This is a genomic window from Streptococcus parauberis NCFD 2020 (assembly GCF_000187935.1).
Taxonomy (GTDB): Bacteria; Bacillota; Bacilli; order Lactobacillales; family Streptococcaceae; genus Streptococcus; species Streptococcus parauberis.
Window position 1 is genome coordinate 1,026,041 of record NZ_AEUT02000001.1, and the last position, 18,903, is coordinate 1,044,943.

Consider the following 18,903-nt stretch of genomic DNA (forward strand, 5'->3'; position numbering starts at 1 on the left):
TCTACTTTTGGTCTACATCATTTCTTTGTTTAAGTATCTAATACATCAACAACTAATTTTTGTTGACTCATCTCAACTTCTGCCATTAAATGACCATACGTCCTAATAAGTTCTTGAATATCTTTATGACCCATTAATTTTGATACTAACCAAATATCCACTCCTCTTGCTAAAAGATAACTTCCATAAGTATGTCTTGCTCCTGTAGATGTCATTTTCGTATCAATTTTTAAAGATTTTAAAATTGAAGTTAAATATTTGTTTATAGCGTTATTAGAAATCATCCCAAATCTATAATCATAAAATATCAAATTATCACTATTTTCAATGCCTAAAGCATTGAGCTTCTCTGATTGTTCTTTCTTTAAATTCAACAATACTTTCTTTAAATTTTTACTTATTGGAACTCGTCTAATTGAAGTCTTTGTTTTTGGATTAGTAAATTTCTTTTTTACTGATGAATAACGTCTATAAGTATAAATATTATCATTTTCAAAATCAATATCATCCCAGATAATAGCCATTGTTTCACCAAAGCGAAAACCTGTTTGTAACATAGTGAAAATAAAAAAAGGGATTATAGACTCATTATAATCCATGATCGACTGTAAATAATCAGATAATCTATTATAATCCTCAATACTCTTAATATATTTATCTTCTGGTGCTTTTTTATATAATTCACCAAAAATAACCACACCTTCCGTAAAATCTTTAATAAGAAATCCGTCTCGTTTTACAAATTGTAGAACTTTTTTTATATCTGAATTAATACAAGTCATCAAATTTTTAGTAACCTTTTCAGCATAGTCTCTAATAAAACGTTGATATTCAGTATGAGATATATGAATTGCGGGTTTATTTGATAGATGTGATTTTATTATTTTCCCTCTAGATTGATATTTTAATTTGGTTAATTCATCCCGATTACTTGGTTCAATAACTAAATCATACCATTCTTGCCATAATTCAAATAAAGTTTGTTTAGAAGCAAATACACTACCTAATTGTTTCCTCCTTTCAATTGCTTCTGCTTCATAAATTGCTTCTTTTTTAGTTCTAAAACCTGCACCTGAAGCAATAACATTTCTATTTTTATCATAAACTCGATAATCCCAAGTTTTCTTTTTTCCTCGCTGTCTATATGTAGCCATTTTTTCTCCTTTTCTTTCATATTAAGGAGTTTATCCTCAATATTATAACATTTTTTCTCTAAGTAAAATTGTGGTAAAATTTTCTTCAAAATATTTTCTAGTACGTGTTGCTAAAAATTTATAAGGACAACCTTTATTTTTAGGATACACTACAAATCCTTTAGAATTTTTAGCAACATCTATCTCTGATTTTAAATCAGGATTTAACAAAATATCATTAATCAATTTTGTTTTACTTATATCAAGTAACTTCGTTACATCCTCAATTCCCCACCATTTTCCTTGCTCATTATCACTCAATAACTCTAAATATTCTTCTTTAGAAATTACAACCACATCATCAGGAATTGGGACACTAACATTAAATACCTGTTGCATATTTTCACCACCTATTCTTAATAACTACTATCATTCATACCAGCAATCCCAAAAGCAAGTAATAGCCCTATGAATATTATTGTCAATGTAATTTTCATAACTGGAATCATAATAAAATGAATTAATAAATAAATTAATACCAACATAATAACCACAATAATCCCACCTATAACAAGATTTTCAGTTTTTAAATCATCAGATAACATAAATACTCCTGAACCAACCAATATATATAAACCAATTAATAAAAAGAAAATTGCTCCTAAAAAGTAAAACAACATCTGATTATTGTTATACAAATACATATCCAAATAATTTGCACCAGTATTTTGTAAATCATTTAACACTTGATTGAATGAATTTAACTTAAGTAAATAAACAACTATCCCCAACAAGTAAATTAAAAAACTAATTACTGTAACTTTAACATCTTTAAACACTCTAAACATATTTTCTCCTCTAATTTTGCGAACATTATTCTAACAAGGTCATCATGTTTTATGTTTAAAAACCGAACAATGTTTAACCTGCAGAATAGATCTTTCTATTAATATACAAACAATACTCTTTATTCATTAAACAAACAAAAAAGCCGTGAATTCAATCACAGCTTCTGACATTTTTTTCTTTTTCCTGTATAACTTCAAATAAAATTTTTGGAAATATATTTGCTATTTCAACCCTTTTACGTGTATAAGTAAAATCTAAATAAGTAGGGCGTAAATACATAAACATTATAATTAAATATAATAAAGTTAATATTAATACTTCCAAAATATCTTTATTTAAAAAAAATTCCACTAAAATTTTTTTAGGCAATATTTTATAACTAGCTATTATAGTAATAACAAGTATAAAACTATTTTTTAATAAGTCGGTTAGTAGTTTAAGTTCAGATTTGATAACATTATCGGTTCTGTTGCAAAGTTTTAAATCTACTATCAAATAAGGTAGAATAATAGAAAAAGATAGCAGGAGGAATGACGATGAATCATTTTAAAGGAAAGCAATTTCAGCAGGATGTGATTATTGTAGCCGTGGGCTACTATCTTCGTTATAACCTTAGCTATCGTGAAGTTCAAGAAATCTTATATGATCGTGGCATTAACGTTTCTCATACGACGATTTATCGTTGGGTGCAAGAATATGGCAAACTACTCTATCAAATTTGGAAAAAGAAAAATAAAAAATCCTTTTATTCATGGAAAATGGATGAAACGTACATCAAAATTAAAGGAACATGGCATTATTTGTATCGAGCCATCGATGCAGATGGTTTAACCTTGGATATTTGGTTACGTAAAAAACGGGACACACAAGCAGCCTATGCTTTTCTTAAGCGGTTAGTGAAGCAGTTTGATGAACCGAAGGTTGTAGTCACAGATAAAGCCCCCTCTATTACAAGTGCCTTTAAGAAACTAAAAGAATACGGCTTTTATCAAGGGACAGAACATCGTACCATTAAATACCTGAATAATTTGATTGAACAAGACCATCGTCCAGTAAAGAGACGCAATAAATTCTATCGAAGTTTACGCACTGCCTCTACCACGATTAAAGGCATGGAAGCCATCCGAGGATTATATAAGAAAACCCGAAAAGAAGGCACTCTCTTCGGGTTTTCGGTCTGTACTGAAATCAAGGTATTATTGGGAATTCCAGCTTAAATCATAGATACCGTAAGTGATTTTATTCTTTATTTAAAACTTTGCAACAGAACCTCTCTCTTTATTCATCTTGTGTGTAAAGCCTAATTTTTCGATTTTTGAGGGAGCGGGAAAAAAACACTTGTACTGTTTTTATACTCTTCCCAGTCCTGTCTACCTTCGTATTTCCTTTCAAGTAGTGGGACCCCAGATACAAACCTAACTAAAAGTGTAATCACTAAAGGACTAAAAATGAGCCACACATTATTTAGATTGGAAATAGATATAATATAAATTCCCCACCATTGTATTGCTTCTCCAAAGTAGTTTGGATGCCTTGTATATGCCCAAAGTCCAGATGTCATTAGCTCCCCTTTGTTTTCGGGTTTTGACCTGAAGTCTTTTAATTGTTTATCCCCTACCGATTCAAATATAAATCCAATAATCCAGAGAAAAATTCCGTTAATTGTTAAAATTGAAATTTTTGCATTACCTGTTATATTTACATATATTACTGGTAATACGACTATTATACACAACACAAATTGGACTAAATACATCCTAAAAAAGAAATAAAAATCAAAATATTTTCCCTTATAATTTTTTCTATAGTCATCATATCTAAAATCTTCTTTAGCTTTAATATTTCTCTTTGCTAAATGGAAAGTTAGCCTGCTGCCCCAAATAATAACAAGAATAGTCATTAATAAACCAGAATATGTCTTATTATTCGATATTAAGTAGGATATTACTGAGGACAATATAAATGCAGCTCCCCATAGTACGTCAAGTAAGTCATGCTTGTTTTCTCTCTTTCCAATGAAGAAAACGAAAATGAAACTAATTAAAACAATTCCAACTGTTAAAATATATTTATTCATAATTCTCCTTTAATTGATAGCCTATTGCTACACTTCCATCTCCAGAAAAATTTTCAGTAATTGAAGATATTTCTGAAATATATAAGGGTGAAAATCCTAATATTTCTATTAATACTTTCTCCAGTTCTCGAACCTTCTCAAGATTATTTACATGGACTAAAGCATAGGATTCTATTTTATCCTTATTTATTTTTATTTCGTTTAATAATTTAGAATAGTTTCTCTTGTTTGAAAACGCCGCCCTTTTTATAATTCCATTTCCTTCTTGATCTATAGAAACTAATGGAAGAAATCCTATTTTTTGAAGGAACCATCCTATCCTTTGATTTAATCTTCCTGATTTTACCATACCATCCAGATTTTTTAGGCTTACAAAAATCTTAGTTCTTTTTATTGAACTTTCTAGAAATTTAATAAGTTCACTATATTCAATCCCTTCTTGAATTTTTTTAATCGCATGATATACTACTAAGCCTTCAGCCACAGAGTTTAATTTTGTATCTACTATTTCCAATGAAATATTCGGATTAGACTTATTATATTCTAAATATCTCTCAAATAGTCCTGACATTTTAGATGAGACTGTCAAAACAATGGTATGCTTATGTCTTTTAATAATAGGATTTAAGAATTTCTTTATCTCTTCAATATTAGGTTGTGAAGAAGTAGCACTTTTAATATTTGAAATATTTTTGGGAGCAGTCCTCTTGTCTTGATATGAAACTCCATCGATTATCATATTTAGGGGTAACATATATGCAAAATCTGGTAAATCACCTAATGGTAAATCTGCAATGCTATCTATTACTATTCCGATCTCTGAATCAGACACTTTTGTAAGTCTTTGTTGTAAAATCATATCATCTGCTTTAACTTCAACAATATCACCAAATTCTCTAAATATATCAATTAACCTTTGCGGATCATTAGTATGGATATGGGTTCTTCGGTACGTTTTATTCTCAGTTATAACTATAGAATCTCCATATTTTTTAAGAATATCCTTAAAGTCTTCTTTCTGAACACTTTTTTTATTTTTTAATAAAATTTCAGTACAATACTTGTAGTTATCAACAATATGATAATCATGTGTTTTTATATGTGTTTCTCTTATTATTTCTATATAATCATTGTTAGTTTTATTAGTTTTATTAGCTTTTTTACCTTTTATTCCACTAATAAATCCCTCTACGAAATACATAAATCCAAGTGCTCCAGCATCTACTTTTTGACTACCTACTTTTGTCTTCATCTGATACTTTGTTTTTTCTACAGTCTTCTGTAATTCTTCGTATGATTTCTCAAAAATTGATCCTGTTCCAATTTCATTATTTTTAAATAACTGTAAGCTTGCTGAAAAGTCCGAGATTGCAGTTAAAATTGTTCCTTCTACTGGATTTTCTAATGAGTCGTATGCATACTCTGATCCAGATTCGAAACAATTAATTAATTCTGATAAATGTAAACTTGTAGTGTCAGGACATTTATACTCAAATCCTTGAAAAAACTGTGAAAATATTGCACCAGAATTACCTCTAGAACCTTTGATAGCTGCATTACTTACGGATTTTAGTATATCTTTTATATTTTCTTCTTCACGAATTTCTTCCCTTATTCTCTGCATTAAATGAGATAGATTCTCTCCAGTATCATTATCTGGTACAGGAAAATAATTTACTTCATTTAAGTAATCTTTATTAAGCATTATTTGTTCTGTTGCTAATATAAAGGCATTATAGATAGAACTACTTGTTATGATATCTTTCATCTTACAATCCTAATATATTAATTATTTTTATTGAAATTCCTGTTGTTGCAGCTGTAACAAATGAACCCCAAATTAAATCAACGACTGTTACTATAGTTGGCCACCCTTTAAGAGTAGCCATATTTGTCAAGTCGTATGTTGCATACATAACTAGCCCTAGAAATGCTCCCATTAGAATCCCTTTTAATATATTTCCACTCTCAGCTGTTGGATTTACAATAAATATTAATATAGCTGAAACATATAATAGATAAAAAATGATTGCTGGAATAAAATTAACTTTATCAGCCATTAAATGGCCAATATTATTTTTATAAAATTTCGGTGCAACTAGTCCAAGCCATGCAGCATCAATTAGTAAAAAAACTCCAAATATTATTAAATATCTTTTTATCATTATTTGTCCTCTCTTTTAACAACACAAAAATTGTTTCTATTAAATTGTAATATCGAAACTAACGTTAATACTACGATTCCAATTATTATAACTGGGTTAAGATACGTACCATAATCTAACTTTCCAGCTAATCTTCTCGTTTCCATCAGTATTCCAAAAAAAGCCCATGCAACAGGTAAAGTATATACAGCATTATTTATCTTAGTATTTATTAAAATTACTATAATAATTGAAAGAGCTAAAACTGCAGGTGCCCAAACTGTTTGAGAAATCCCAAAACCATTCCATCCCATTCTTACTAAATAAGCTGCAACATTTACCACTGAAGCTATAGTCAACCATCCCGAATAAAGCCCAAATGTAATTCCTATAAGTCTGTAAGGTATTTCACTCCTATGTTCATCTAATCTTTTACTAATAGTAGTTAAACTTATAAGTAACAAAAAAATAAATATAGTAGAAATTCCTATTTGTTCATAAGAAAAACTTACAATCCACAAGATATTAAATAAAGAGCTTAGAAGAAAAGTAGGAGTAAAAATATTAATTAGTTTATTTACCTTTGAATCTTTCTTTTTTACTATCATCATAGCTAATGTAAGTAAAAGTAAGGTATAAATAATACCCCATATTGAAAAAGTAAATGGAGCAGGAGTAATTAGATTATGATACTTATCGGAAACTGCTTTTTGACTCATTCCGTTAATATATCCGAATGAACCTAAAGCATTAAATGCTATAGTTATAATGAATGCAAATAGATTAATCCAAGCTTTGGTCTTTGTGTTTAAATTTTTCATTTTAAATCTCCTTAAATAAATTATTAATTCATTTTCTTGATATAATGTTATCCATTACAACAGGTTTTATTAAAATGAATTATCTCTATTTCATTCAGATTGTCACTAAGTTTTATTATTTTATCTAATACAAAAAACTTAGGAATTACTCTACCCTTTTCATAATTATTTATAGCTCCTTTGGTCACACCAATTTTGTTAGCGAACTCAGACATGGAATAGCCATATTTTTTTCGGATTAATTTGATTTTTGAACCAACACGTTGTTTATATATTTTTACGTCATAATTTCTATAACTTTCAACTCGTATTAATTCAAAGAAGTTAAAAAGTAATACTTTTATAATTACAACATAATTTATTTCTTGATTTTTTACATCAAATGTATAATTTAATCTTTAATTATATTATACCAAATTATAAGGAGGTTTGCGATGGAACAAACAAAACAATTTTAGAAGCTACTAAATCACTTTTAGAAAAAAATTATTGCTATTTCTTCTGAAGAAAGTATGAAATATAATACAAGTGGAAAAGAAGGTTTAAAAATTACAGTCTCAATTAAAGTTTTATATTCATCTATTTTTTAGATTAAACCCAATTTAAAGTTAGAAATATAGCACCTTCAATTTCTTAATCAAATTTAAAAATTAAAAAGGAAAACAAATTAACTTTAAAAACTTGATAATTGGTATTTATAACTCTCAGTTGATTTTTTCTTCTGAAGATGTATTTATTTCTAGAGATGAATTTATTTCTAGAAACACAGAAGGAACTAATTGAAACAAAAAGTGAAAATAAAGCATAAACCATTTTCAAAACATTTTACACTACCGTTATTTGATATTAAGAAATCTATTTTGTGAAGTTTTTGATTTATAATCATTATTTATATATTATATGAAGTAAAGTGCCTTTCTCATTAGTTTCTTATTTTAAAAGTAAGTTAATTGACTCTAACTTTTACCATTAGATTTCCCTAAAATCCTTCAGTACTACGAAAGTTATAAGAAGTTTCAAGTTTATTCTTTATTAATATCGTAGCTAAAATTAAAGCAATTTTTTGTCGTAAAAGACAGACTTATCTTGTTTTCTTGTGTATTAAATGAACAAACGTTATAGAATTTATACATCTTTAATTTTATTTAACTCTATCTTCTCATAATTTATACCTAAATATTCTAATATCTCTTGATAACAAAAACTACCGATATCTACTGATGTTTAAAATAGTAGCCTTTAGTACAATTTCACATCTACTCCCTCTGGATATATTACTAATATAAAGTACTTTAATTTTTTTAGATTTAAAAACTCATACATCTTCTTAAATTCATTAAAATTTATAACCACTTTTAAAGCAAATAGAGGGAACAATTAAAATTATATTATTAAATAAATTTTGATAGTTTCTATTAGACCATCCAGATTGCAACAAACGATTGATTATTGATGCACACCATTATCATAACAGATTTCAATCATCACTTCCGTAGTTATAGCCTCCTGATCTCTATTAAACAAGAAGCTACTAGTGATTTTATTTTCACCCTGCTTATCGTAGTTGAGCTTTAACATGACTCTTATTCATAAAATTTTTGGTATATTTAGACATTACTCTTTTAAACACAACAAATTTTTATTTTAAAGTTGAAATTTACAGTTTGATATTTCTACAATAACAATATCAAACTATGAGTTTAAACTTGAAATATGTTCTACTTCTGTTCTACCAAAATATTTTTCCTACATATAAAAGAGTGACAAAACCTTGATAATTCAGTATTTTTATTTCCTAATTTATTAAAATTCAACTCATTTTAGGCTGTAGGGGCATCTAAATAAATGAGAAAAAGCCTTTACTTAAAGGCCTTTTTGGGGTTGGCTATAGTGGATTTATCCCATCATTTGTCCACGAAAAATGAAAACTTTTAATTTGACCAAATTATTCTGAATCTAGTAAATATTTTAGTCATTTAACTTCCTCATCTTATCATAAAGTATTATCAGCGGTTCGAACAATCAGTTTTCAATAAATTTAATTAAAATTATATGAATAGTTCTAAATTAGATACTTGTTGTTTTTTGAAAATCATTTTAACAACAGCACCCGTCTTCAAACTTTCATTTAAATTGTTAATTCTTAATATTCCATTATTTCCTTCAACGATATTTTTAACAATGTATAAACCAACTCCATTTACTGAACAATTACTATTTTTACTTGTTACATATTTTTGTGTTGCACTAGCCAAAATATTATCATCAAAACCAGATCCCTCATCTGAAATAGTAATTGTATATTTGTCTTTATAATCAGAAAATGAAGCTATAATTTTAGATCTTTCTTGTGAATTCTCAACTGCATTCACTATAATATTTTGTAATGCCACTGAAATTTCTTCTTTATCCAGTTGAATGGGACTAATATCTTTATTTATTATATAAAGTTGTCTATTATAGGCTATACAAATATTTTTAAGTATCGAAATCCAGTAATCTAAAGTAGCATCATCTAATACTTGTTTCTCTGTTTTAGTGTTTTCAGAGTATTGACTTAGTTTATCAATATATTTTTCAAGCCTATTCACTCCGCTTTCTAATTGCAAGATATATTCATTTGAATGGTAATTGGTTTCTTCCTTAAAAAGTTCAATATTTCCTTTTATTAAAGTAATCGGAGTGCGAACATCATGTGTGACGGAATCGATTAAATCTTTTTGTTTTTCTTGCATATCCCACTGAATTTGTAGTGACGACTTTAAATTATTTGCTAATCTATCTAAAGACTCCAACACATTATTTATTTCTTTATATCTGGATTTTTCTCTTGGAAAATCCAATTTCATCTCTTGTATATATGAGTTAGCAGATGAAATCTTTTGTATCTCTCTAAGTAATAAATTATAAAATCTACTGATAATAAGCATAAAGCCTATTCCCCAGATGACTAATAGAGTGAATAAGTAGAATATTTCGAAGTTGCCAACTATATGATATAGCCTCTCGGAGACTGGGATTACTGTTATTCTATAACTAATAATAAGTTCTTTATTTCCTATTGAAAAATATCTAAAAATTTTGCTACCAATAATATCATTAGTTCTTGATTCACCATTCTTTTTAGCACTTTTTTCTAAGTGTTTGTACTTTTTTTCAATAGTTGACTTAATCACTCTATTATCTTCAATAAATGTATAATCATAATAATATGGTATATCATCAATATTTAATTTAGATTGTTTAAATTTATTCTCAATTTTTATTGAGTTTTTTTCTGAATAGTTAGCAGGATATAATATCTGATTATATATAAGGTTATTAAGCAGGAAATAAGCAAATATAATAATGAAAAATGTGTAAATTAATTCATAAATAGAAAATTTAGCTATTAAATATTTTAGACCTTTTCTATTTCCCACTTATAACCTACTCCCCAAATTGTTTTTATTGGATTTATTCCCAAACTTGTAAACTTTTTTCTAATTAGTTTAATTCTCTCAGTTATGGAAGTATTGCTATCACCGTTTCCATCATAACCATATAGTTTTATATAAATTTTTTCTTTTGAAAAAACTTGTCCTTTATTTTTAAGTAACAATTCGCAAATAGCATATTCACTTGATGTAAGGTTAACTTCACTGTCAAAACAAAATACTTGTCTAGATTGAAGATCACAAGATACCATTGAGTCAATAATACGAACATGTTTTTCTCGACGTTCTCTTCTAATATGGGCCTCAACTCTTGCTCGAAGTTCATTAATTGAAAACGGCTTCGTTATATAATCATCAGCACCCAATGCAAAACCTTCAATTTTATCTTTTTCAAAATCTTTTGCAGTTAATAATAATATGGGTGAATCAATAATATCCCTGTATTTCTTTAGAAATTCAAAACCACTAATGTCTGGCATGGTAACATCTAAAATAATCAAATCATATACTTTTAGTTTATTTAGATCAATAGGGTTGGGCATCAGAAATGTATCAACTTGATAATTCTTACATAGTATTGTTCTTATCATCTTCAATAAGTCAATATCATCATCAATTACTAATATCCTCATACTATTCCTCCAAATAATTGATTCCTTCCCAATTATTATACCATTGTGTAGTAACAAAAAGTAAAACTAATGTTAATAGTATAGACAATGATAAATACAGTATTATTACATATGTGCCACTTTGACCTTTTCCATAATCTAAAGCTAATTTTATAGACCAAACGAAAGGTAAATATTTCCAAATGATAATACCCAAGTCTGTTGTTCCCAGTAAAATGGAAGCCAAAGTAGTAAAACAGCCAATTAATATGCTACCTGTATAATTGAATTTTAAAGTAATAAACTGATAACAAACAATCATTGGACATAATGATACATTTATTAATATAAAGAATATAAAAAATTGTGTAAAGCTAATATGAACAGAACTAAAAATCATTAAAAACGTAATAAATAAAGAAATAGCTATAATTTCAATAATTAATACAAATAATAACATCAAAAAAAATTTACTAAGAAATATTAATCTTCTATTTACTCCGACTCTTAATTCATTCGCGTAATAACAAGCATCTTTATCAGCATCATATAACATCGGAACAAAAAAGCTAATTGCAAAAGTTGCAACAATAATAAATAGTCCAAAAAATGAAAATACTTCAACTCCTTTAAGAACATTTCCAACTAATAGATAGCTACAAAAAATTATGGTAAAAGCAATTGGACAAATTAAGAAAAAAATTCTTATAGGCATTCTTTTTGTTCTAAGCCATTGAGAATAAATTAGTTTAATCATAAGTCTTACTCCTTTTTAAGATTAGAAGTATTACTAGTGACATAATATAAACACCAATACTTAGAGCTATTCCAATATAAACTGTATTCATTTCTAAAAAGGATGACCCTTCTTCTAAAAATGTTCCATTTGGATGAACTTTTATAATTGGCGTTAATATTCGTAAATTATAGGACCAGGGAAAAAATACCCATGTTTTTTTTACGGCAAATATCGCTGATGGAAAAGTTAAAAGAAAATTGATAAGGAGAAGAAAAAATTTCTTACCAACAAATCTATTAATAATGAAAGATATACCAATTACAGGTAGACTCCCTATAAAGAGGGCCAAAGTCGCTAGAATTATATTATTTAAACTTATCTCTTCTTGTAAAATAGAAGTTCCAAAGATAAAAATTACTATTGAAGAAAGTAGTAAAATAATAAACAATTCCATTATGACAACTAAATTTTTTGCAATAAGCATTTTTTGTTCATTTAATCCTAAACTACGCTGTAGGATATAGTGGTAACTTTTCTCCTTATTATTAATATTAATGACTAGTAAACTTAATATTATAGGTAAAACCATGATTGGATACCAATTAAAAGATGTTGCCATTAAATAGCTTTTCCCTTCTGGGCTTTCACCCATAAGAATGCCCATCATAATATTGAAGATAATAAAAATCGGAGGTACTAGTAGCATTAATTTGGAATTAGCTGAACGCTTTTCTTTAATAATTTCTGATTTGATTTCATTGACCATTTTATACTCCTTCTCTCTTTATTATTTCCATAAATAAATCCTCCAAATGAGACTCTTTCATATTATTTGGACCTTCATAGCAAAGTCGTCCTTTATTGATTATTCCAACTTTATCAGCAACTTGTTGAACCTCACTTAAAATATGACTTGATAAAATGATTGTTATTCCTTGATCCGCAAATTTTCTGATTAATTCTCTTAACTCTTGTATTCCTATTGGATCCAGCCCATTCGTAGGTTCATCAAGAATCAGAAGTTGAGGACTATTAATTAAAGCCATCGCTATTCCAAGCCTTTGTTTCATCCCTAGAGAGAACTCCTTTGCTTTTTTATTTCCCGTATCTTGAAGAGAAACGATACGTAATACTTCATTGATTTTTGACTTATCAATACTCAATAATGTGGTTAATACTTCCAAATTTTCAGTGGCCGTTAAATTTGGATAGATAGCAGGATTTTCAATAATTGCTCCCGTTTTCCTTAAATCCTTATCACTTAATTTATTTCCATCAAATAATATTTCTCCTGAGTTAGGTTGAATAACTTTAGTAATTAATTTTAATAAAGTTGACTTTCCTGCTCCGTTCGGTCCGAGTAAACCGTAAACAGTACCTTTTTCAACATTTATAGATACTTTATCTAAAACAGTCTGTTTTCGATATATCTTTGTTAAGTTTTTCGTCTCAATAATGTTACTCATAATAAAGCCTCCTATTTTAGTAGGTATAGTATAAATAAAAAAAATAACTAAATTATAACTAATAAGTTATCCCTAAAACTCTTTTTTAAAACCTAAAAAATTATTCCTGAAAGTTTAATTGAGTTTTCATATCTCCAAATATATTTATTTATTCCATTATTTTATTTTTTCCACAACTGAATTTCGTTCTAGATTTGTTCTAGAAAATTTAACCATCTAAGTTAATTCTTAAAAATAAAAATCGATAAATCCCTTGATATTACTAGATATTTTTATTTATAAATCAACTTTAAAGAGCTTTAGTTACCTGTAGGGGGCATCTAAATACATAAGAAAAAGCCTTTGAGAAAAGGATTTTTTGCTTATCAGAAGAGGATTTGTCCCCAAATAATTTCTTTATGATATCATATAAATAACGTAAGGTAAGGGAGTCCTATGGAAATATTTGGTAAATATATTACAGCTATAAAAAAGCTTGTTGAAAATGAAGACAAAATTACGATAAGAGTTTTCGGTCATGGTGCTTCTGGTAAATCAACTTTTACAAAAATGTTAGTTGAACAAGTGAATCCTGAAAAAGTAAACTTACTAGAAACCGATCCTTATATTATATCCGGAAACTATCGTGATTTAGTCCAATCGAAGATAAATCCAAATCAGAAAGTAACTGCCAGTATGCCAGTTTCACATGAACTAAATTCGTTAAAAAGAGATATACTTGCCTTGCAACAAGGACTTGACATTTTAACTATTGAAGAACCTTGGTGTAAAAGTGTGATTTTAAATGCTGAGAAACCTATTTTGATTGTTGAAGGTATGTCTTCGGCATTCTTACCCAAAGAAATTTTTGACCTATCTATTTGTTTAAAAACAAGCTCTGAAACCGAACTTGAAAGAAGAACTATTAGAGACACCAAAGAAAGAGGTCAAAATTTAGAATTAATTAGAAAGACACATGAATCTCGAAGAGAACAGTATAACTATTTCTACCAACCATTTGAAAAAGATGCCGATATCTTAATCAAAACATAATCAAAATAGCCATTTTATTTTTGGCTATTATTTCTTTCTGACAGTTAATAAGTAATCTTAATCAGCTCGTTTCCTTTAAATTCAGCTTTTACAATCCATGGAAACTCATGTTTGAAATTATTGAACATCTCAAATTTAAAATCTTGTTGATAATAATTAATTATTGTTGATAAAGCTGTTCCATGTGTTCCAATAACAATTGTCTCATCACTTGAAGTATTCTCCAAGATAGCATTTAAGGCTTTGATATTTCTTTGTTGAACTTCTCTTAAACTTTCGCCATTTTCTAACTTATAGCTAAAATCTTCCCACTGCTTTCTAGCCACTTCATTAAAATTATCAATCCATCCATCAGAAAGTTTACGCTCTCTTAATTCTTCAATTATAATTATTTGCTTATTTTTACTATCTGCTAGGGGTCTAATAGTATCTATTGATCGTTTATATGGACTTGAGTAAAATTTATCAATTGCAACTGATGAAAATTGATAAACAAATTTTTGGCTTGAATCTATCCCTTTTTCAGTTAACTCTCTTAAAATATCATCGTGATTATTGTAATTAGGCTCAGCATGTCGTATAAAATAAATAGTTGTTGTCATATTTCTCCATAGTATTTTCATCAATAAATTAATCTAGAGCAATTTTATCCTTGAGTATTCATCTAGAAAATCACCATTTTCCAATCTAATTGCATTTGGTTTTATACCAGTTATTTTAAATCCAAATTTTTCATATAAAGCTCTAGCTCTTGAATTACCCTCCACAAATTCCAATTCTATTTGGGTAATATCCGTACATTTTTAGATGGATTATTTATCCCATAAAATAGAATTTTTATGTCTGTTTAGAACAATTTTTTCAAGCTTCCTATCAATCTCTTTTGACAATATACTTGCAGTTTTTGAACTAAAGTGGACACCATCAACAGTTTGAACTAACTCTCTTTTCTTTGCAAACCAGTCTTTACTTTTCGGAAATAAAGTCATTGAGATAGCATCTGAAATCCTTGTTAAAAAACTCCATCTCCAACTATAAACTTTTCTTTCTTGTGGTAATACATCTTTTTGTATTATATTTATATCAATAAAATCGCAACCATAATTTTCACAAATAAGCTTAATTTCTTGATTCCTTTTAATTACAATATCATTTGGAAATTCCGTTAAATTCATAAATGGAATTCCCCATATTATCACTTTATTACCATTTGATTTTATCATTTCTACCAGAGTCTCAAATTTTCTTGAAAAATCTAAATCATCCTCTATACACTTTTTTATCTTACAACGAGAAGTCATTTGAATTTTCCAATAAAAATCAACTTCTTTAAGATAGGGAAGTAATATATCGTTTGTTCCAATACCCAAAATAATAATATCGAAATTATTACTAACCAATATTTTTTTCAAACGATTACTTACTCCATATAAGGTGTCTCCGTTTTTACCTTTATTGCTTATTAATAGATTTTTATTTAAAAACGGAATGTATGAGTAACCAACATTTCCGTATGTTAAACTATCTCCAATACACAGAATTTTCAAAGTCCTCACCTCTATAAATCCTAATTTGCTTTTTTCTTATTTGACTTTTAGATTAAAATATATAATATATCAATTATAAAACATATTCATAGATATTTTCATCTTAATTCAACCTTAATATGTTGTTTTTACGTTTTGTTTTTTTATGATAATAAAATTGAATATTATTACCATCATTATCATAACAATTATTATTGCACCATAATTGAGATAGAAATTTGAAAAAATAAACCCTTCCGAATTTGATAGTTTAAGCAATGTTAACTCAATATCATTGTTAGCAATTGGACAAAAAGTCAATAATTTATTAATAATACCTTCTTTAAATACCTGTAACATTAATTGTGGTAAAAAGAATAGCCCCAATGACAAAGATAATGTGGTGAAAGAACTTTTAGTGTAATAAGATATCAAAGAAGTCATTGATGTTATAACTAATAAACCCAAAAATTGATAAATTAGTACAGTAAAATAAAGTTGTAGAAAATTCATAGGTAATGGAAAGTCAAAGAGATGCCAATAAAAATTCATCTGTATACTTGTATCCCAACCACTTAAACTACAGTAATAAAAAAATGTTAGAAAAATAATACCATGAAAAATGAAAAATGTAGATAGAAAAATGAAAAATGTTGCCTCTAATTTAGAATAAGTTAATTTTGTCTTACCATATTTAGTGGTTAATAATATTTGTCCCCTAAATATTTTTAAATTTCAATACTACCTTAGAATTAAAATTTACTTAACATATATATTAATGTCTGTTTATAAACCTTTATATTCAAATCTTGGTCCCTCTTCACCTTGAACCCCATTTAATTCAAAGCCTGATTTTTCTAACACTCTAATTGAAGCTATATTATCAGTTTCCGACTCAGCTTCAATCTTATTTACTTCATCTTGACTCTTTACCCATTCTATCATTGCTCTCACTGCTTCAGTCGCATATCCTTGTCCCCAGTATAAATTATTTAAACCATAACCTATTTCAACAGCACCCATATCTAGTCCTTTAAAACATAAATCACCAATTCTTTGGTTGTCATTATCGGAAAGTTCAATAATCCAAGTAGCATACCATTTTCTTGTCAAAGGATTACTGATACTAGCATTGAGCATTTCCGTGTATGCCTGTTTCATTCCCTGATCCTTTTCATTAGCAATGAGTTCTTCCATTTCTATATCAGAGGATAATCTAATTCTCAATCTTTTGGTTTTAATAACATTATTCATTTTAACTCCAATCTATTTACCATAATACTTTCTAATAAAGTCGAACAAAGTCTGTCATTTTATTAATTACCATCCCACCATATAAATTATTATCATTTGTATGAGTAACATAGTGATGTAAAACTTCCTTAGCTGTTAAAGGCATATCCCGAAAAGGTAATTCACTTAAATCAAACCATTTTAATAGACCCTCATTTGAGGATAATTTATTATTGAACTCAGGTCTTAATTCTGCAAAATAATAGTAATTTTGTCTAATTTCATTATTAACATTTCTAAGTGTAATATATTTTAACTTTAAATCACTTATATCTTCTAACGTAATATTGAGCTCTTCTTCTAATTCTCTTAGGGCACATTTCTTTGGTCGATCTAACTCAAATGGTTCAAAGTGTCCACCTGCAGAACTAATCCATAAGTCATTAACAACTCTACTTCCTTGTCTAAAGAGTAGTAATATTTCGTTTCCTCTTCTAAGATAAATTGAAGCCATGCTTCTTAATTCATTTGCCATAATTAACTTTCAAAGCCTATTCTTTCTATTTTTAATAGTTCAGTTTCACTAAACAAACACTTCTATTTTCCCTCTATCAGGTTACTTAGTTCTTTTGACCAACTACTTCCACTTCTTTACAAATAAAGTTATGATAAGAGTCCGTCTTTATCTTGATATTGTTGGAATAAAAAGCTTTCAATAATATGTTTTATATTATTACTTAATAAATCTTCAAATTTTATTTTGAAGTATAATGATTGTAAAAACGTTGACCATTTCTTACTAGATTCCCATGAATCTATAGATTTTCCGACTTCTAGAATCCAATCATTTAAAATATCTTCTTTTATATTATTTGTTTTGAATAATTGTACAATCACTATACTAATTCTGTCTTCTTCACCCCATAATAACATGTCATCAATTATCATAATTCTTTTGATAATATCTAAAATTTTTCGACTTTCATTTTTCGAAAAATATTCCATTTTGACAATTTCTGTTAACAAGTCAGCCCCATGGGCAAAAGCATGTACCCATCCAAGATTTTCATCAAGGCCTCTAAAGTCAGATTCAACTGTAAGCCAGAAAAGTACTTGATCCATAATTTCTATCTGATTTTCTATCGAAATCCAATTCGAATTATTTGAATCCTCTAGTAAAAGAGTTAATAATAAAGCCGTAAAAGATCTTTTTAATACAGTGTTGTTATTAGGTGTTCCTAAGCCATGCAAAAGAAATCTATCCCTTAAAACTCTCTGAAGAATATTTAATTTTTGACTTTGCATTAATTTATGTTCTTTTATTAATTTATACCAAGCCCCGTAAACTACCTCATCTCTAATTTTCGGGTCTGGATTTCCAATATGATTTAATAAAAATTCTAAAACGGGTTCACTAATGGGATAAATATTTTCTACACTTTTAATGACATCTCTCGCTTCCATTACTCTCCTTAAATGATTTTAAAATTTTATTACTTTAATAATACCTATTTTTACTTTTTTATCCTTGAGACTAAACTTTATCTGTTATTATACCAAAAATTATCTATTTTATTGTTTTTATCAAATTTACACTTACTTCAATTGTCTATTAATTATTTGCCATAATAGAATATTCATCAGTAATACAAGTAAGTTTACATACAAGTAAAATAAGTAAATAAAAACGGTCACCTTTTGGTCTCCATTTACTTTTAATAGATAATATAATAAATGGCAAACTCTTGATTTATATGTTTTTCTGTTACTCATTTCAACCTGTTTTTTGGCTGTAGGGGGACATTAAACTGTACCAAAAGAGGATTTGTCCCACC

The 18,903-nt window shown here is 27.7% G+C and carries 20 protein-coding genes; 2 read left to right on the top strand and 18 right to left on the bottom strand.

Translation table 11 applies throughout. The annotated features are described in order from the left end of the window. Positions 1–29: 29 nt before the first annotated feature. Genes SPB_RS05125 through SPB_RS05135 form a run of 3 tightly spaced genes read right to left on the bottom strand, consistent with a single transcriptional unit; the run spans position 30 to position 1,981 of the window. Positions 30–1,154, bottom strand: coding sequence for a site-specific integrase (locus tag SPB_RS05125; protein ID WP_003105720.1), 1,125 nt, complete (start codon positions 1,152–1,154; stop codon positions 30–32). A gap of 42 nt (positions 1,155–1,196) precedes the next feature. Continuing rightward, positions 1,197–1,532, bottom strand: a complete 336-nt coding sequence (locus SPB_RS05130; protein WP_003102409.1) for a DUF771 domain-containing protein — start codon at positions 1,530–1,532, stop codon at positions 1,197–1,199. 17 nt (positions 1,533–1,549) lie between these two features. Then, complete coding sequence (locus SPB_RS05135) at positions 1,550–1,981, bottom strand: hypothetical protein (RefSeq protein WP_003103571.1); 432 nt, start codon at positions 1,979–1,981, stop codon at positions 1,550–1,552. Between the two features lie 537 nt (positions 1,982–2,518). Here SPB_RS05135 and SPB_RS05140 point away from each other — a divergent pair. Next, positions 2,519–3,199: an IS6-like element IS1216 family transposase gene (locus tag SPB_RS05140; RefSeq protein WP_003105887.1), complete on the top strand. Its 681-nt coding sequence runs from the start codon at positions 2,519–2,521 to the stop codon at positions 3,197–3,199. A gap of 83 nt (positions 3,200–3,282) precedes the next feature. Here SPB_RS05140 and SPB_RS05145 read toward each other — a convergent pair whose 3' ends face one another. From SPB_RS05145 to SPB_RS05185, 10 genes are all read right to left on the bottom strand, one after another. After that, positions 3,283–4,059, bottom strand: a complete 777-nt coding sequence (locus SPB_RS05145; RefSeq protein WP_003102913.1) for a DUF1295 domain-containing protein — start codon at positions 4,057–4,059, stop codon at positions 3,283–3,285. Then, positions 4,052–5,827, bottom strand: coding sequence for a DegV family protein (locus tag SPB_RS05150; RefSeq protein WP_003105948.1), 1,776 nt, complete (start codon positions 5,825–5,827; stop codon positions 4,052–4,054). The genes SPB_RS05145 and SPB_RS05150 overlap by 8 nt, the downstream gene beginning before the upstream one ends. A 1-nt stretch (position 5,828) precedes the next feature. Beyond that, entirely contained in the window at positions 5,829–6,224 is a 396-nt protein-coding gene (locus SPB_RS05155; RefSeq protein ID WP_003104934.1) for a DUF2177 family protein, read from the bottom strand. Further along, positions 6,224–7,024: a TspO-related membrane protein gene (locus tag SPB_RS05160; RefSeq protein WP_003103835.1), complete on the bottom strand. Its 801-nt coding sequence runs from the start codon at positions 7,022–7,024 to the stop codon at positions 6,224–6,226. The genes SPB_RS05155 and SPB_RS05160 overlap by 1 nt, the downstream gene beginning before the upstream one ends. A 47-nt stretch (positions 7,025–7,071) precedes the next feature. Then, positions 7,072–7,386, bottom strand: a complete 315-nt coding sequence (locus tag SPB_RS11645; RefSeq protein ID WP_367682861.1) for a helix-turn-helix domain-containing protein — start codon at positions 7,384–7,386, stop codon at positions 7,072–7,074. Positions 7,387–9,072: 1,686 nt separating this feature from the next. Beyond that, positions 9,073–10,446 (bottom strand): sensor histidine kinase, encoded by a 1,374-nt coding sequence (locus tag SPB_RS05165; RefSeq protein WP_003105907.1) that lies wholly within the window; start codon positions 10,444–10,446, stop codon positions 9,073–9,075. Continuing rightward, positions 10,425–11,093, bottom strand: a complete 669-nt coding sequence (locus tag SPB_RS05170) for a response regulator transcription factor (RefSeq protein WP_003103157.1) — start codon at positions 11,091–11,093, stop codon at positions 10,425–10,427. The genes SPB_RS05165 and SPB_RS05170 overlap by 22 nt, the downstream gene beginning before the upstream one ends. A 1-nt stretch (position 11,094) precedes the next feature. After that, complete coding sequence (locus SPB_RS05175; protein WP_003104295.1) at positions 11,095–11,829, bottom strand: ABC-2 family transporter permease; 735 nt, start codon at positions 11,827–11,829, stop codon at positions 11,095–11,097. Further along, positions 11,822–12,577 (bottom strand): lantibiotic immunity ABC transporter MutE/EpiE family permease subunit, encoded by a 756-nt coding sequence (locus SPB_RS05180; RefSeq protein ID WP_003105488.1) that lies wholly within the window; start codon positions 12,575–12,577, stop codon positions 11,822–11,824. The genes SPB_RS05175 and SPB_RS05180 overlap by 8 nt, the downstream gene beginning before the upstream one ends. Before the next feature lies 1 nt (position 12,578). Further along, positions 12,579–13,277 (bottom strand): lantibiotic protection ABC transporter ATP-binding protein, encoded by a 699-nt coding sequence (locus SPB_RS05185; protein WP_003102711.1) that lies wholly within the window; start codon positions 13,275–13,277, stop codon positions 12,579–12,581. Positions 13,278–13,712: 435 nt separating this feature from the next. Between SPB_RS05185 and SPB_RS05190 the strand changes: the two genes are divergently transcribed. Further along, positions 13,713–14,309: a uridine kinase family protein gene (locus SPB_RS05190; RefSeq protein WP_003103807.1), complete on the top strand. Its 597-nt coding sequence runs from the start codon at positions 13,713–13,715 to the stop codon at positions 14,307–14,309. Positions 14,310–14,353: 44 nt separating this feature from the next. Here the strand turns inward: SPB_RS05190 and SPB_RS05195 are convergent, their stop codons facing one another. The 5 genes from SPB_RS05195 to SPB_RS11040 all read right to left on the bottom strand — a co-directional run bounded on the left by SPB_RS05195 (position 14,354) and on the right by SPB_RS11040 (position 18,373). After that, the gene (locus tag SPB_RS05195) at positions 14,354–14,911 is read right to left on the bottom strand and encodes a histidine phosphatase family protein (RefSeq protein WP_003104641.1); all 558 of its coding nucleotides are present in this window, start codon (positions 14,909–14,911) and stop codon (positions 14,354–14,356) included. Between the two features lie 210 nt (positions 14,912–15,121). Beyond that, entirely contained in the window at positions 15,122–15,856 is a 735-nt protein-coding gene (locus tag SPB_RS05200; RefSeq protein ID WP_003104348.1) for an SGNH/GDSL hydrolase family protein, read from the bottom strand. Positions 15,857–16,621: 765 nt separating this feature from the next. Next, entirely contained in the window at positions 16,622–17,089 is a 468-nt protein-coding gene (locus SPB_RS11035) for a GNAT family N-acetyltransferase (RefSeq protein ID WP_003103135.1), read from the bottom strand. Between the two features lie 31 nt (positions 17,090–17,120). Beyond that, on the bottom strand, positions 17,121–17,603 hold the full coding sequence (locus SPB_RS05215; RefSeq protein WP_003104272.1) for an NUDIX domain-containing protein: 483 nt from the start codon (positions 17,601–17,603) through the stop codon (positions 17,121–17,123). Between the two features lie 128 nt (positions 17,604–17,731). Then, positions 17,732–18,373 carry a DUF2785 domain-containing protein gene (locus tag SPB_RS11040; RefSeq protein ID WP_080558371.1) on the bottom strand — a complete coding sequence of 214 codons (642 nt, stop codon included), beginning with the start codon at positions 18,371–18,373 and terminating at the stop codon, positions 17,732–17,734. Between the last annotated feature and the right edge of the window lie 530 nt (positions 18,374–18,903).

Coding starts and splice junctions, on each gene's coding strand:
- SPB_RS05130 (WP_003102409.1), bottom strand. CDS start 1,532: ATGCAACAGGTATTTAATGTTAGTGTCCCAATTCCTGATGATGTGGTT.
- SPB_RS11035 (WP_003103135.1), bottom strand. CDS start 17,089: ATGAATAATGTTATTAAAACCAAAAGATTGAGAATTAGATTATCCTCT.
- SPB_RS05175 (WP_003104295.1), bottom strand. CDS start 11,829: ATGATTAAACTAATTTATTCTCAATGGCTTAGAACAAAAAGAATGCCT.
- SPB_RS05135 (WP_003103571.1), bottom strand. CDS start 1,981: ATGTTTAGAGTGTTTAAAGATGTTAAAGTTACAGTAATTAGTTTTTTA.
- SPB_RS05150 (WP_003105948.1), bottom strand. CDS start 5,827: ATGAAAGATATCATAACAAGTAGTTCTATCTATAATGCCTTTATATTA.
- SPB_RS05185 (WP_003102711.1), bottom strand. CDS start 13,277: ATGAGTAACATTATTGAGACGAAAAACTTAACAAAGATATATCGAAAA.
- SPB_RS05180 (WP_003105488.1), bottom strand. CDS start 12,577: ATGGTCAATGAAATCAAATCAGAAATTATTAAAGAAAAGCGTTCAGCT.
- SPB_RS05190 (WP_003103807.1), top strand. CDS start 13,713: ATGGAAATATTTGGTAAATATATTACAGCTATAAAAAAGCTTGTTGAA.
- SPB_RS05145 (WP_003102913.1), bottom strand. CDS start 4,059: ATGAATAAATATATTTTAACAGTTGGAATTGTTTTAATTAGTTTCATT.
- SPB_RS05125 (WP_003105720.1), bottom strand. CDS start 1,154: ATGGCTACATATAGACAGCGAGGAAAAAAGAAAACTTGGGATTATCGA.
- SPB_RS05160 (WP_003103835.1), bottom strand. CDS start 7,024: ATGAAAAATTTAAACACAAAGACCAAAGCTTGGATTAATCTATTTGCA.
- SPB_RS05215 (WP_003104272.1), bottom strand. CDS start 17,603: ATGGCAAATGAATTAAGAAGCATGGCTTCAATTTATCTTAGAAGAGGA.
- SPB_RS11040 (WP_080558371.1), bottom strand. CDS start 18,373: ATGCAAAGTCAAAAATTAAATATTCTTCAGAGAGTTTTAAGGGATAGA.
- SPB_RS05140 (WP_003105887.1), top strand. CDS start 2,519: ATGAATCATTTTAAAGGAAAGCAATTTCAGCAGGATGTGATTATTGTA.
- SPB_RS05155 (WP_003104934.1), bottom strand. CDS start 6,224: ATGATAAAAAGATATTTAATAATATTTGGAGTTTTTTTACTAATTGAT.
- SPB_RS05170 (WP_003103157.1), bottom strand. CDS start 11,093: ATGAGGATATTAGTAATTGATGATGATATTGACTTATTGAAGATGATA.
- SPB_RS05195 (WP_003104641.1), bottom strand. CDS start 14,911: ATGACAACAACTATTTATTTTATACGACATGCTGAGCCTAATTACAAT.